The 14,260-nt window shown below is 64.3% G+C and carries 12 protein-coding genes; 8 read left to right on the forward strand and 4 right to left on the reverse strand.

What is annotated here, in order from left to right; translation table 11 throughout:
- Positions 1-442: 442 nt before the first annotated feature.
- Positions 443-760: a DUF2853 family protein gene (locus tag ABW18_RS11545; protein WP_005207148.1), complete on the reverse strand. Its 318-nt coding sequence runs from the start codon at positions 758-760 to the stop codon at positions 443-445.
- A 149-nt stretch (positions 761-909) separates the two neighbouring features.
- On the opposite strand from ABW18_RS11545, the gene ABW18_RS11550 reads away from it, so the two are divergent.
- A complete protein-coding gene (locus ABW18_RS11550) occupies positions 910-2,070 on the forward strand; it encodes an epoxide hydrolase family protein (protein ID WP_049699135.1) in 1,161 nt (386 codons plus the stop codon).
- A gap of 91 nt (positions 2,071-2,161) precedes the next feature.
- The gene (locus tag ABW18_RS11555) at positions 2,162-3,913 is read left to right on the forward strand and encodes a DUF3556 domain-containing protein (RefSeq protein WP_049699136.1); all 1,752 of its coding nucleotides are present in this window, start codon (positions 2,162-2,164) and stop codon (positions 3,911-3,913) included.
- Here the strand turns inward: ABW18_RS11555 and ABW18_RS11560 are convergent.
- Complete coding sequence (locus tag ABW18_RS11560) at positions 3,867-5,123, reverse strand: lipase family protein (RefSeq protein ID WP_049699433.1); 1,257 nt, start codon at positions 5,121-5,123, stop codon at positions 3,867-3,869. The two genes, ABW18_RS11555 and ABW18_RS11560, sit on opposite strands and share 47 nt — an antisense overlap.
- A gap of 211 nt (positions 5,124-5,334) precedes the next feature.
- Here ABW18_RS11560 and ABW18_RS11565 point away from each other — a divergent pair, with 211 nt between their 5' ends.
- The 5 genes from ABW18_RS11565 to ABW18_RS11585 all read left to right on the forward strand — a co-directional run bounded on the left by ABW18_RS11565 (position 5,335) and on the right by ABW18_RS11585 (position 11,437).
- Entirely contained in the window at positions 5,335-6,630 is a 1,296-nt protein-coding gene (locus ABW18_RS11565) for a TY-Chap domain-containing protein (RefSeq protein ID WP_049699434.1), read from the forward strand.
- Positions 6,631-6,656: 26 nt separating this feature from the next.
- A complete protein-coding gene (locus ABW18_RS11570) occupies positions 6,657-7,370 on the forward strand; it encodes a GNAT family N-acetyltransferase (protein ID WP_049699137.1) in 714 nt (237 codons plus the stop codon).
- A gap of 22 nt (positions 7,371-7,392) precedes the next feature.
- Positions 7,393-8,349: an adenosine deaminase gene (locus ABW18_RS11575; protein WP_197494620.1), complete on the forward strand. Its 957-nt coding sequence runs from the start codon at positions 7,393-7,395 to the stop codon at positions 8,347-8,349.
- 497 nt (positions 8,350-8,846) lie between these two features.
- A complete protein-coding gene (locus ABW18_RS11580; protein ID WP_049699138.1) occupies positions 8,847-10,232 on the forward strand; it encodes an LLM class flavin-dependent oxidoreductase in 1,386 nt (461 codons plus the stop codon).
- Positions 10,229-11,437, forward strand: a complete 1,209-nt coding sequence (locus ABW18_RS11585; RefSeq protein WP_049699139.1) for an acyl-CoA dehydrogenase family protein — start codon at positions 10,229-10,231, stop codon at positions 11,435-11,437. The genes ABW18_RS11580 and ABW18_RS11585 overlap by 4 nt, the downstream gene beginning before the upstream one ends.
- 6 nt (positions 11,438-11,443) lie before the next feature.
- Here the strand turns inward: ABW18_RS11585 and ABW18_RS11590 are convergent, their stop codons facing one another.
- Positions 11,444-12,088 (reverse strand): TetR/AcrR family transcriptional regulator, encoded by a 645-nt coding sequence (locus ABW18_RS11590; protein WP_049699140.1) that lies wholly within the window; start codon positions 12,086-12,088, stop codon positions 11,444-11,446.
- 164 nt (positions 12,089-12,252) lie between these two features.
- Here ABW18_RS11590 and ABW18_RS11595 point away from each other — a divergent pair, with 164 nt between their 5' ends.
- Complete coding sequence (locus ABW18_RS11595) at positions 12,253-12,789, forward strand: hypothetical protein (RefSeq protein ID WP_083444380.1); 537 nt, start codon at positions 12,253-12,255, stop codon at positions 12,787-12,789.
- Between the two features lie 14 nt (positions 12,790-12,803).
- Here the strand turns inward: ABW18_RS11595 and ABW18_RS11600 are convergent, their stop codons facing one another.
- Positions 12,804-14,039 (reverse strand): AAA family ATPase, encoded by a 1,236-nt coding sequence (locus ABW18_RS11600; RefSeq protein ID WP_083444381.1) that lies wholly within the window; start codon positions 14,037-14,039, stop codon positions 12,804-12,806.
- Positions 14,040-14,260 lie beyond the last annotated feature (221 nt).

Here is a 14,260-nt window from a genome sequence, read left to right on the forward strand (position 1 = left end):
GCGCGCTGTTGCGGCGATCTCACGCGGGTCGCTGTCGGGCGAGAGCCCGAGACGTCGAGCGGGGTCGGAGCCGTGCGAACCGAGTAGCGAGACCAGTTCGTCGCGCAGGGGCGTCGGAAGATCCCTGTTCTCGCGCAAACTCGGGAACCGCTCGGTGCGCGTACTCGGACCGATGCCACGATGCGACGTCGGAACCGCGAACATCTCGGTCGGCGAGTTGGGGTCTGTGGATGTCTCGTGCATGTCTTCGACTCTGCCCGTCGACCCTTGCCACGCTCTCAACGCGACCTGAGAGCAGCCTTCGGATGCTGTTGCATCTCAACGCCCTCCGACGTGCCGGGTGACTCACGGCCCGATAACCGGATTGGCGCCTGCACGCGTTCGGCGTCGACGACTTCCCACGAAGACGTCGACGCCGAAGACGGAAACCAGGTGAACAGCGCTACTTGAACACGCCGAGTTTGCCGAACTTGTCAGCGAGCTTGTAGTACACGGCGAGCCGCGGATTGGACTTGCCGTCCTTCATCTCCGCGAGCACGTCCTTGATCGCATTGTCGAGGTAGGCGTCGGTTTCTGTCAGACCGAGCTTCTTCTTCAGGAAGTTCTCGCGCACGGTTTTGAGTTCTGCGGGATCGCTTGCCGACACCAGAGCGGCGTCGGCGTTCTGCAGCGCGAGGCGATAGGTCGACGCCATCTTCTCGACCACGGCAGGGTCGGCGTCGGGGACGTACTTCTTCACGGTTTCCAGGGCATCAGACAATGGGGACACTCCATTGGGTTGTCGCTGGTACAGGCGACACGGTACGCCCGTAAAGACGATCAAGTCTGATGAATCGCGGGTTGTCGCAAATGTCCGCCCCCTGTCGATCATCGAGCAACGACACGTCGTGCACCTCCTACCCTTGGTTCATGGCAGCCACCAGCGCTATTCGGCCGTTCACTCCACACACCGACCCGGCCGTAGTCGACGATCTTCGACGACGCCTCCGCACCACTCGGTGGACCGACGCTCCGGAAGGCAGTGGATGGTCGATGGGTACTGATGTGTCGTATGTGCGCGATCTCGCCGACTACTGGCGCACGGATTTCGACTGGGCCGCATTCGAATCAACGATCGCCGAATTGCCTCACTTCACGGCCACTATCGACGGCCTCGACATCCACGTCATCCACAGCCCTGCATCCGACCCCGACGCGGCATTTCCCGTCCTGCTGGCCCACGGCTGGCCCGACTGCTTCTGGAGATTCCTGAAGGTCATCCCGCTCCTCACCGACCCCGCCGCACATGGCGCCGATCCGGCCGACGCCTTCACGTTGATCGTTCCCGACATGCCTGGGTTCGGATACTCAAGTCATCCCAGCGGGCCGACGCCCGACACACGAGACATCGCGCGCATGTGGGGTCAACTGATGCACTTACTCGGGTACGAGCGGTACGGCGTCGCGGGCGGCGACATGGGCAGCCACGTGGCCCGCTATCTCGCACTCGCCCAGCCTGACCGCGTCGTCGCGGTGCATCGCACCGACGCCGGGCTACCTCCCGCGACCATCGACAGGTCAACGTTGAGTCCCGAGGAGATCGCCTGGATCGACGACGCCGCGCGCTGGTCGGCCACCGAGGGCGCGTATGCGGCGATGCACAGCACCAAACCTCAGACTGCCGCGATCGGCCTGGCCGATTCACCGGTCGGCGTGGCGTCGTGGATCGTCGAGAAGCTGCGGTCGTGGAGCGACTGCGACGGCGACCTGGACAGCATCTACACGCGAGACGAAATCCTCACGCTCGTCACGCAATACTGGGTCACCAACACGATCGGATCGTCGATCCGCACATACCGAGCCAACGCGGCCATACCGGTCGAGGACCGTATGCGATACGTCGACGTCCCGTCCGGGTTCTCGATCTTCGGTGGCGATGTTGTTCGACCGCCCCGCGCCTGGTTGGAGCGTACGGCGAACACGGTGTATCACTCCGAGCCTGCTCGCGGCGGGCACTTCGCGCCGTTCGAGGTGCCGGAGAGCTACGCCACCGAACTGCGCACGTTCTTCCGTCCCTACCGCAACGCATGAGCGGCGTCGGAAACCCCTGAACCCCAACCAAGCATTCGCTTGGTTTGTTACCGTCCAGGCTGCGGCACCCATCGGCAGTGAGGGCGGAACATTGGGGTTCATCACACAGACCAGACCCGACGTCGACTTCCCGACATGGAGTCAGGGTTCCCGAGCCGAGAAGATCCGGCCGATGGCGCGCCAGTGGGCCGAGGTCGGGTTCGGCACGCCCATTGTCTTGCACCTGTTCTACGTCGGCAAGATCCTGGCTTACGTATTCGTCGGCTGGGCGATCGTCGCGGCGACGCCGGGCATCGGCGGGTTCTTCGACGTCGCGTCGTGGTACAACGAGCCGGTCGTCTTCCAGAAGGTCGTGCTCTACACGATGTTGTTCGAGGTCATCGGCCTCGGTTGCGGCTTCGGCCCGCTCAACAACCGCTTCTTCCCGCCGCTGGGCTCGATTCTGTACTGGTTGCGCCCCAGGACAATTCGTCAGCCACCGTGGCCTTCACGTGTGCCACTGACGCGCGGCGATGTGCGCGGGCCGGTCGACATCGCGCTCTACGCAGCACTTCTCGTGATGCTGGTCGTCGCACTCATCAGCCCGGGTAGTAGGCCACTCACCGATCTGGATACGGCAACCGGCGCGTTGCCGCTATGGGAGATCTGGACGATTCTCGCACTTCTCGCGCTGATCGGGTTGCGCGACAAGACAATCTTCCTCGCCGCGCGCGGCGAGGTGTACGGCGCGCTGTGTGTGACGTTCCTGCTCACCGGTGTCGACATGATCGTCGCGGCCAAGGTCATCTTTCTGGTGATCTGGCTCGGCGCCGCAACGTCGAAGCTGAACAAGCACTTCCCGTTTGTGATCGCGACCATGATGTCGAACAACGCGGTCATCCGGTCTCCGAAGATGAAACGACTGTTCTTCGAAGACTTTCCGGACGACCTGCGGCCGGGTAGGCCGTCGCGGTGGATCGCTCACTTCTCCACTGCGGTCGAGGGTCTCGTGCCGATCGTGCTGTTCTTCTCCCATGGCGGATGGCTCACGTGGATTGCTGCGGCGATCATGCTGATCTTCCACTTCGGCATTCTGAGTTCCATTCCTATGGGAGTTCCGTTGGAGTGGAACGTCTTCATGATGTTCGGAGTTCTCGCACTCTTCGTCGGCCACGCCGATCTCGGCCTCGCCGACCTCGAGCAGCCGTGGTGGGTTGCCCTGCTGTTCGTCGTGGTGGCGGGCACCGTGGTGATCGGAAACCTCCTCCCGCGCAAGGTGTCATTCCTACCGGGAATGCGCTACTACGCGGGCAATTGGGACACCGGGATCTGGTGCATGACGCCGTCGGCGTCGGAGAAGTTGGAGAAGAACGTGGTCGCGATCGCGGCTCTGCCGGCGTCTCAGCTACAGCGGATCTACGGTAGCCCGGAGGCAGCGCAGGTGGCGTTGTACATGGGATATGCGTTCCGCGCCTTCAACAGTCACGGGCGTGCGTTGTTCACGCTCGCCCACCGCGCGATGGGCGGGCACGACGAATCGAACTACATGCTCACAGACGGCGAACGCATCTGTTCGACGGCCATGGGCTGGAACTTCGGCGACGGCCACCTCTCCAACGAGCAACTCATCGCGTCGCTACAGAAGCGCTGCGGGTTCGAGCCGGGCGAGGTCCGTATCGTGCTCGTCGACGCCCAGCCCATTCACAGGCAGACTCAGCAGTATCGCCTGATCGACGCTGCCACAGGAGAATTCGAGCGAGGCTATGTCCGTGTCGCGGACCTGGTGACCCGTCAGCCGTGGGACGACGAGGTCCCGGTCACCGTGACCTGGACAGCGACACCCGCTGACCGGCAATCGCAGTGATCGTCTTGTCCTCGCCCGGCCGGCCGTCGAGTCGATGGGTCAGCCAGCTGACCGCGAGGGGTCCTGAGAGCGGCAACAGCGAATAGTGTTCTGTGACAAGGTCGCGCACGTAGGTGACGGGCACGCCGAGATCACGGTACCGCTGCGCCTGCGCGTCGACGTCGGCAGCGTCGATCACCTCATCGTGCACTGCCTGCATGACCAGCAGCGGCACGGCAGGCGCGTGTGTACCGAGTTGCAGGTCGTCCATCATCTTCACGACGCCCGGATCCGCCAGCACGTCGGCGAGCGGGATGTCGAAGTAGTCGTCGAGATCGTGGTTGCGGAAGCGCCGGATCGCCGCGAGCGTCGGAAGAGTGGCGGCCTCGTCGAGGCTGCGGCGCCCGAATTCCGTTGCGTGCTCGGTGATCATGCGTTCGAGCGCGGGATAGACCCTACGCAAGCCGGCCACCACGAGGATCGGAAGCCCTGCGTGCAGGCCGCCGTTGAGCCGTAGTAGCGTCGACGCCATGTCGCCGACGGGCGAACCGAGAACGGCACCAACGATATTCAGCTCGGGCGCATAGTCCGGAGCCATCTCGGCGGCCCACGATGTGGCGAGTCCGCCGCCCGAGTATCCCCACATTCCGATCGATGCCGTCGCTTCGAGGCCGAGAGGCTCGAACGCCAGCGCGGCCCGAATGCCGTCCAACGCACGGTAACCCGGCTCACGGGGCGCACCCCATGCTCCCTTGGCACCCTCGTGGTCGGGGATCGAGACCGCCCAACCCTTCGAGAGCGCACGACGCACCACCATGAACTCGAACGGTGCGACGGCGCGCGACGCGTCGGCACCCTTCTGCAGGGCATACGACGGGAAACACTGCGACGTCACGGCGTCGATCGCGCACTGGAACGACAACAGCGCCGGATTCGGATGCTTGGTGCGATCGGGCACGACGACCGTCGTGACAGTCGCATCGGGGTTGCCGTCGAGGTCGGTCGATCGATAGAGCAGCTGCCACGCCTGATGATTCGACGCCCAGAAGTTCTTGAGCTCGACCTGTCGTGACCGGATCACCTCACCGGGCCGGTAGTCACCGAGATCCGCCGGGGCGTCGTAGAAATGGTCGTCGACGGGCAGCAACGGACCGGCAGATACGTCGTCCTGGTTGTCACGTACTGCGGTCGATGCACCTGCCGACGTCGTTGTCAGCGTTTGCGCTGTCATGGTCACTCCCCTCGCTACTACTTGTAGTTACCAACATTGATCGCCGGTGGAGAATTCCGAGTCGCTCGTCTCATCTTGGAGTGAAAGAGACGAAGCAACAGGCCTGAACTGGACAAACACGACGTGTCAGACCCTGCGGCTACCTTGCATCTCGAACACACATTCGCACCTCGGCGAGTGCTCCAGGGTGCACAACAGGATGGGGAACCGCATGTCCACCCACGGCTTCGACAATCTCATCGAGAACGCATGGCGCGAGTTTGCCGCCACCGTGACATCACGCGTACCCGACCTCGGGCGCAAGGAGTTCCTCGAGATCGCCCGCCAAGACGGCCAGCGATATCGCGTGCTGCTCGTCTTCACCAAGACGGGCTCCGGAAAGGTGCGGTGCACGCTCGACGGCACTGCGCTGCCGTGGGCCGGGCGAGCGGAGTGGATACGCATTCGTGGTCGCCTGGCACAGCTCGGATGGCGGTTCCTCCCCCGAAAGGGCCAGCACATCGCCGAATCCGGCCAGCGTGACGCGAGCGCAGTCGCCGACGTCGCCGTGTCGACGCTGCGTGAGATCTTCGACGTTGCTCACCCCGTGTTCGTCGCGGTGAACGATCCCTTCGGCACGCACTCCGACGCGGGGCAGGTCGACGAGACCGGGGCCGCCACCGAACGTCAGCTGACCGTCGTTCCGCAGGCGCCCGACCGAAACGTCGAGCCGCCGACGGATGAGCACTACACCGCGGAGATGCGTGAGATGGCCGGAGCCATGGATGCGCTTCCCGAATGCATCGCACCCGGATTCGTCATCTCGGGTGTCGACGAACTACTCGAAGTCACCCGGAGCGTGCTCGCGAGGCATTTCGGATGGCAGGTGTCAGTCGTCAACAGGTGCATCGAACTGCCCGCCTTCGACGCCGTACCGTGCACGATTGTCGGTTCCGATGTCGGCCCGAGCCTCGTTTTCACGACGACGCTCACGCACCGACTCCTCGATCCCGCACTTCTCGGCACTCTGACCGCCGAATATTCGTCGAGGTGGTCGGGGATCACCATCGTGGTCCACGATCAGCACGTCTATGCGCAGCGAGTCGTCGACGCCGCAGTGTTCCATCCGCACAACCTCGACGCGGCGCTGCGCACCTGGCGGCGCTTTCTGAACAATGAGGCGGGCGAGTTGATCGACGCGCTCAACTCCGGCGGCCCCGGTGCTCACACCTGCGCACAGAGCTCCGTACCCGTCGGGCTCCAGACGTTGTTCGACTTGGGCTTCTCCGAAGCACTCACACCCGAACGCGTCCTGCATCTGACGAACGGGAAGGTCGGTCGGCTCACCGACTATCTCCGTGTGTGTCGCGAGCTCCTCGCCAACGCCACGGTGTTGGCCGCGGAATCGCGCATCCGTGGCGCCGCGTCGGAGGAGATCGAATTGCACACGGACACAGTCGATTTCTACCGCCAGTTCTGCCTCTTGCTCGAGCAGGCGATTACTCGCGCGACCCCGAAAGGTGCGTGACGCGATGGGCGCATATCGTCGAGTGAATGGCGAGTGTTCTTCCCCCCGACGGCCCGGTTCGCGATGAGACAGTCCTCGACAACCCCGCCCGTTCCGCCCTCCTCGGGCCGCATTCGCGATTCGCACAGACACACGGCAACGCGCTGCGCTATCCCGCCGACGTCGCACCTTGGTGCGCCCTGCCGGATGATCCGACGATCTCCGACTGGGAGGATGCGGCGGAGCTGGTCGGTCCTGACGGTTCCATCACGCTCGCCACCGTGACTGTCGAGCCGCCGGAGGGCTGGACGAGCTCGATGCGGATAACCGGCGTTCAGCTGATCGGCGACGCCGTCGAGGGGTATACCGACCCGCGGGTGGTCGAACTCGACGACTCCGACGTCGACGACATGCTCGATCTCGTGGAAAGGACACGTCCGGGACCGTTTCGACGCCACACCATCGATCTCGGTACCTACCTGGGTATCCGACGCGACGGCAAGCTGATCGCGATGGCAGGCGAACGCATGCATCCGCCTGGGTGGAGTGAGGTCAGCGCGGTCTGCACCGACCCGGCGTTCCGTGGAGAGGGATTGGCCAGGGCGGTGGTCCTCGCGGTCGTGGACGTGATTCGCGAGCGCGGTGACCTGCCGTTCCTCCATGCGTCGGCCGATAATGTCTCGGCGATCCGGCTCTACGAGAACGTGGGTTTCACCCGTCGACGAAAGGCGATCTTCCAGGCTGTGCGCGCCCCACAGTGACGCGCCCGGCAGGATGGATGTCATGGACGACGCCGAGCTGCTGACACTGCCCAAAGCCGAACTACACATCCACATCGAGGGCACCCTCGAACCGGAGATGGTGTTCGAGCTGGCAGCCCGCAACAACGTCGCACTCCCCTACGCGTCCGTCGACCATCTGCGCGCCGCGCACGCCTTCGCCGACCTTTCCCACTTCCTCGACCTCTACTACGCCTGCATGGCCGTGCTGCGTACCGAGGACGACTTCGCCGATCTCGCCGCCGTCTACCTGCGCAAGGCGGCGTCGCAGGGCGTCACACATGCGGAGATCTTCTTCGATCCGCAGGCGCACACGTCGCGCGGCGTCGACCTCGGTGTCGTCGTCCGCGGGCTGCGTCGTGGACTGGATACGGCGTCGGCGGAGACACGTGTGCATGCCGATCTCATCGCGTGCTTCCTACGCGACCGGCCGGTGTCGGAGGCTCTCGACACGCTTGACGCGTTGGAGCCGTTCTTCGGCAGCCTCATCGGGGTCGGGCTCGATTCTGCCGAAGTCGGCTTTCCCCCAGGACAATTCGCGCCTGTCTTCGACCGCGCGCGAGAGGCGGGCCTGCACGTCGTGGCGCACGCAGGAGAGGAGGGTCCGGCTCAGTACATCTGGGAGGCCCTCGACGTGTTGGGCATCGAGCGCGTCGATCACGGCGTCCGCGCCCTCGAAGACCCCGCACTGCTCAGGCGTCTGGCCACCGATCGAATCCCGCTCACCACGTGTCCGCTCTCGAATGTGCGGCTGCGCGGCGTCGAAAAGCTCTCCGATCATCCACTGCTCGATCTACTCGACGCCGGACTGGTCGTCACCATCAACTCCGACGATCCGGCCTATTTCGGCGGGTACGTCGGTGACGCATTCGTCGAGGCGCGGCGCGAGCTCGACCTGAGCGACGAACAGCTCCGCGCCATTGCGCAGTACTCGTTCGACGCGTCGTTCACCACTTCGTAGAGACTTTTGGTCGGCACATGTATTTGGGATGATCCGCGGTTCCAGACTGAACGGCCACCATGCTGCGGCCTCCCGCCCTCGTACACGCGTAGTTGCGGGACACCCCTCTGATTGGACCCGGAACAATCGAACCCGGAGCCACCAGCGCGATGATCGCCGCGCTCGCGACGGCGACGAGAACCGCTATCAACGCGACACGGCGGGTGCGTCGGCTTGTTCGCTGCTGTCGAATCGGTTTCTCGGACATGCGTCCTCCAGACAGTTCTGCCAGACGGACCTCGTGCACCCGCCGACACCTAGTCTCGCGGGTCGGCCGCCGAGTCGTATCCGCAATCCGATACGCGAGTTATCGGCGCAGCACTACCTAGGAGACCCCCGGCTACTCGCCGAGGCCACCCGGAGGAGCGAAGATCTCCTGCAGCCACCCCTGGTCGCCCCTTGTCATCACCCTGATTCCAAGTAGTCATCACGTCGGGCGCGGTCGTAACGTCACGCGCATGGCCCAACCCCAACCACTGAAATTCGCCGCGTTCGCGATGAACACGACGTCGCACATCCTGCACGGAGCCTGGCGCGCACCGGAGGCGCAGCAGACGAACTTCAACGACCTCGATCATTGGATCTCGCTCGCGAAGACGTTGGAGCAGGCCAAGTTCGACTTCATCTTCTTCGCAGACGTCGTCGGCCTCTACGACGACTACCAGGGTGACTGGAAGAAGTTTGTCGACTCGGGGCTGCAGATTCCGAGCAACGATCCACTGGTCCTCGCTTCGGCATTGGCCTCGCACACCGAGAATCTCGGTATCGCCGTGACGAGTTCGATCCTGCAGGAGCATCCGTTCGACTTCGCGCGCAAGATCTCGACACTCGATCACGCCTCGCGGGGGCGGGTCGCGTGGAACATCGTCACCAGCCTGTCGAGCAACGCGTGGCGCAACTTCGGCTACGACGGCATCACGCGCCACGACGACCGTTACGCCTGGGCGCAGGAGTACGTCGACGTCGTCTACAAACTGTGGGAGGGCTCCTGGGACGACGACGCGCTCATCCAGGACAAGGAATCCGGTCTGCACGCCGACTTCGACAAGGTGCACAAGATCCATCACGTCGGCGAGCGGTACCGCGTCGAGGGACCGCATCTCGTCGCGCCATCTCCGCAGCGCACACCTGTTCTCTTTCAAGCAGGTTCGTCACCCGCAGGACGACGCTTCGCCGCCCGCAACGCCGAGGCGCAGTTCATCGTCTCGCCGAATCCCGCTGCGGCGAAGGGACTTATCGACGACACTCGACGGCTGGTCGCTGGAGCCGGGCGTGATCCGCAGGATCTCACGTTCTTCCAAGGGCTTTCGTTCGTGATCGGCTCCACCGAAGAGGAAGCCGCGCGGAAGGCACGCGAGCTCGACGACCTCATCGACCCCAGCACGATCATCGCGCACTCCGCCGGCGGACTCGGCATCGACCTCGGCCACTACGATCTGGATACGCCCATCGGGGACATCGAGACCCAGGGCACCCAGAGCACCCTGCTATGGCTGCGCGAGGCGGTATCCGATCGGGAGCCGACGGTCCGCGACCTCGCTGAGTTGCGCAGCCGCTCAGGACGAGTCGTGGGAACTCCCGAACAGATCGCCGACCGCCTCGAGTTGTGGCGAGACGCAGGCGTCGGCGGCGTGAACGTCATCAATGCGACCATCCCGGGGAGCTACGTCGAATTCGCGGAGCATGTCCTGCCGGTTCTGTGCGATCGTGGTCTGGCACAACGTGATTACGCACCGGGCACCGTGCGTGCGAAGTTGACCGGTCGCGACCGGCTACCGGATACGCACCCCGCTGCGGGCTACCGCGGCGCATTCACCACGAACCGTGAAGAGGTGTCGGCATGACTGCGGCAACGAGAGTCGTCGCCGATCGTGCTTCGGTGCTCGCCGAGATCGCAGCCGGATCGGCCGAACGTGAACGGGCGGGCCAGGATCCGCGTGTTCAGATCGAGCTACTGCGTGACGCAGGACTCACCGCTCTCACACTCGACTCCGAACACGGAGGTGGCGGAGCCGATGTCGTCGAACTCGTTGAGTTCATCATCGATCTCGCGCGGGCCGACCCGATCGCTGCCCACATCCTCCGCGCGCACTACTGGTTTCTCGAACAGGTGAAACGTCTTCCCGACGGGCCAGTCCGTGACCGATGGAGTGCCCTGATTGCCGACGGTGCCATCTTCGGCAACGCCACAAGCGAGCGAGCCGGTACGGCTGGCGCTCGCAGATTTGCCACGACCATCCGCCCCACCGATACCGGCTGGCTACTCTCCGGCGAGAAGTTCTATTCGACCGGAACGGCTTTCGCCGATTTCATCGCCGTCCAAGCGACGGTCGACGATGCACAGGGCGGAGAACGACTCGCACGCCTCATCATTCCCGTCGACCGCGCGGGTGTATCGGTGATCGACGACTGGGACGGAATCGGCCAGCACCGCACCGGGACCGGTTCGACGCAGTTCACCGATGTGGTGGTCAACGCCGACGACATCCTCGGGATCGTCGACCTCGCGGCAGCGGATGCTCCGCGAATCGCCAACGACGCTCCCCTGCTTCAGCTCTTCCTACAGGCGCTCATCACCGGAATCCTGTTGTCGGTGAACGACGATGCGATCGAGCTTGTGCGTGGTCGCACACGCACCTTCGACCACGCACCGGCCGACGAACCACGTCACGATCCCGTGCTACTCAAGACAATCGGCGAGATCGACGCCACTGCACACGTCGCACGCGCCGCTGTTCTCGCCGCAGCGCGCGACGTCGAAGCGGCATTCGAGTGCGCGCGGCAGGGCGTGATCGACGCCTCCCTCTTCGAGCGGGCCTCCGTCGCCGCCGCGCGCGTGAAGGTGCACGTCGACTCCGTCGCATTGCCCGCTGCCACAGCACTATTCGATGTTGGCGGAGCGTCGTCGGCCAGTCGCGCACGCAATCTGGATCGACACTGGCGCAACATCAGGACGATCACACTGCACAACCCGACGTCGTACAAGGCGATCGCACTGGGCGATCTTGCGGTCAACGGCACCGCGCTTCCGGCGAACGGCTATTTCTGAACCGACCTACGTCGAACTGCTTTCAGTCTGCGCGTCGTCAACAGCCGGAGAGTCTGGCCCATACATCGTCAACCAGTAGGCGCGGGCGAGTGATGCGGCGAACTCGGCGTCGAATTTCTCCGGGGCGTTCGTGAGGTCGAGGAGGCTGCCCCGCGTGGTGACGGTGATGAATCGTGCGGTCTGGTCGGGGTCGAGGTCGGCAGGGGCCAGGCCGTCCGCCTGATCCTGGCGCAGACGTTCTGCCATCTTCGCCGTATACAGCTCGAGGAAGCCGCCGAACTCGGTCCTCAGCCTGGCGTCGAGATCGACCGTTTCAAGAAAGGCGCGCCAGACGGGACCGTGCTCTCGCCCGAGTTGGAACATGCGTGTGATGGTGTCGGCGAGGTCGTCAGGGCCCATCGGCTCGGTTCGCATCCACCACTGGTCCGACACCTCCCAAAACGCGGTGAAGAAGGGCTCAGCCGCGTTCTCGATCAGATCGCCCTTGTCGTCGAACCATTGGTAGAAGGTCGACCGCGACACGTTGGCTGTTGTCAGAATGCGCTCGACCGGGACATCCGCGTAGCGCACGCCGGACTCGAGAATGGTGGCCACCGACTCGAGGATCCGCGCCCGTGACGATGTCCGACGCTTGACCGGGGCACGTGACATGCAGGTCAGAGTACTCGCTGATGCTCGCATGGCAGCGCTCCTGGCCGACTGTGCAGACGGTCGTCCGGCACGGGAGCCAAGCTCATTGACGAACTCTTAGCGCTGTTGTTGAAGTCTTAGCGCCTCGCATGCTGTCGTCGGGAAGGCGTCGAGCGTAGACCGAAGTGGTGACATTGTTCGACATACTGCCCTCTCTGAAAGGGGTCACCGTGGCCAGATCGTTCGATTCGACGAAGTGGCGCTTGCCTATTCGCTGCGCGGGGTGCGACTTCCTCGTGAATGACCTCTCACTGCGGGAGGAGTCGTTGCGGCGCAAGGTCGCGTTCTTCCTCGACGAGTCGGGAGAGCCGGTCAGTCAGGCGCTGTGCCCCGAGGCGGTGTGGTTTCCCGCGCTTGTCACTCGGATCAGCAGTGCGCAACTCACCGCGCAGCGCGCCGTGCTCCACGTCGACGCCGCGCTCCCACTCACCACCGCCATCGCCGACGTCGCATTCCCCGGCAACGAACTCGCAGGCGCACACCTCGCCGACATCACGGTGGTCGACGCTTCGGGGCATCGACGCACCCTCAACGCCGAGCTGCCCCCACATGTATCGGTGACGGGAACCATCGTGCTCGCGCTGCGCGGCGTGTCGACGCACCTCCCGACAGTTGAGGACTCGACCCGCCAGAGCCAACTGACGGTCGACGGCCAGCGATAGCCGAGTAGCGCTCGCTACAGGTACGTGCCCGTCGGCAGCGCGGCCTCGTGCGCGCGCGAACCGATCACCGACAAGAGCGTCGCTGTCGTGATTTCGGCTCCGTCGACGAGGATTGCGCGACGGACGATCTCGCTCACGTCAGCACCACTGCGATCACGAGGCAGTGCTGCGACGACCCGTGCGACGTCGACATCGAGGGCACCGATTCTCGCGAGCACACCCGACAGAATCGCTGCTGCCGCAGCATCATCGGGCGGGTCGAGCTCGATCACCGTGTCGAAACGGGCTGCGCGCGTGGCGGCGCCGTCGAGGGCGCGCGGATCGTTCGTCGTCGCGATCGTGAGAACGCGGTCATGGGCCGTCGCTCCGTCCAGCGCCGCCAACAACGCACCGAGTGCGGAGTCGTCGCCGTCGCCCCGTCGTCGGACGTAGAGGTCGACGTCGTCGAGGATCACGACGAGCGGCCCGAGGACATCGGCCATGGCGTAGACGGACCCGAGCTTGGCCATGACTGCGGCGGATTCGACGATGACCACGGTGAAGTCACCGAGCAGTTCACCGGCGATCGTCCGAGCGATCGCCGTCTTACCGACACCGGGACGCCCGGCGAGCAGCACACCGCGACTCGTCGACATTCCTGCCGCGGTGAGGATCTCGTGACGAGAAGTGACCGCGGAGACACTCAGATCCACCTCGCGCCAGACGCTGTCAGGGATCGCGATGTCGGCGCGGGTTGTCGACGGCTCGGGAGCAGCCGCCAGCGAGATCTCGTTATAGATCACCGATACCGATAACACTCGGCCGCGCAACGGATTACGCGCATCGATACGACGACGCAGCTCGACGACGGCACAAGACACCATGTCGCGAAGTTCATTCGGCGCGTACAGCGAGATAGTGGCTCTCGAGTTGTTATCGCTGAGCAACGACGAAATGACCAACGGTCCACTGCCGAAGGGGTTGTCGGGGGTGAAAGCCAGCGAGATGTCGGCGGGTACCGAGAACTCGTCGTCGCCGATACTGCGCTCTGCCCACCGCGGAGGTGCGTCGTCTTCGTCCGGACCGATTGCGGGCGAATCAGTTTCGATCAGGTCACCGAGCACGAGGCCTGCTGCGATTCTACTGGCCGGGTTGATGGACATGACCTGGACGAAGAGTTCGTTCCGGTCAGCGCGCAGATGTGTCTTCAGGAATGTGTCGATGGACGCGGGGGCTTCGGGGAGCGCATCGTTGAGCAACTGTGCGACCACGGTGACGGCGCGTCGGACATGAGGGTGCTCCGTGGCGAGCGCGTCGAGCGTGGATGTTGTTGCGGGCGTGGTGTCCTCCTTCTGTGGGCAAGCGTGTCAGCTTGGCACCGATCGACGACGCGATGCAAGAGGTTTTCACGCGGCGAGACCCCGCCTGGGTCAGGCGGGGTCTCGCGAAAGTGGTGGGGCAGCGCCGATCAGTTGACCCACACCCAGTTCCA

It is taken from the genome of Gordonia jacobaea (genome assembly GCF_001186365.1).
Taxonomy (GTDB): Bacteria; Actinomycetota; Actinomycetes; order Mycobacteriales; family Mycobacteriaceae; genus Gordonia; species Gordonia jacobaea.

Bases quoted from the DNA above. Each gene is read 5' to 3' on its own strand.
- ABW18_RS11550 (WP_049699135.1), top strand. From the start codon at position 910: ATGGCAGCCACCAGCGCTATTCGGCCGTTCACTCCACACACCGACCCG.
- ABW18_RS11560 (WP_049699433.1), bottom strand. From the start codon at position 5,123: ATGACAGCGCAAACGCTGACAACGACGTCGGCAGGTGCATCGACCGCA.
- ABW18_RS11565 (WP_049699434.1), top strand. From the start codon at position 5,335: ATGTCCACCCACGGCTTCGACAATCTCATCGAGAACGCATGGCGCGAG.
- ABW18_RS11570 (WP_049699137.1), top strand. From the start codon at position 6,657: ATGGCGAGTGTTCTTCCCCCCGACGGCCCGGTTCGCGATGAGACAGTC.
- ABW18_RS11575 (WP_197494620.1), top strand. From the start codon at position 7,393: ATGGACGACGCCGAGCTGCTGACACTGCCCAAAGCCGAACTACACATC.
- ABW18_RS11580 (WP_049699138.1), top strand. From the start codon at position 8,847: ATGGCCCAACCCCAACCACTGAAATTCGCCGCGTTCGCGATGAACACG.
- ABW18_RS11585 (WP_049699139.1), top strand. From the start codon at position 10,229: ATGACTGCGGCAACGAGAGTCGTCGCCGATCGTGCTTCGGTGCTCGCC.
- ABW18_RS11590 (WP_049699140.1), bottom strand. From the start codon at position 12,088: ATGTCACGTGCCCCGGTCAAGCGTCGGACATCGTCACGGGCGCGGATC.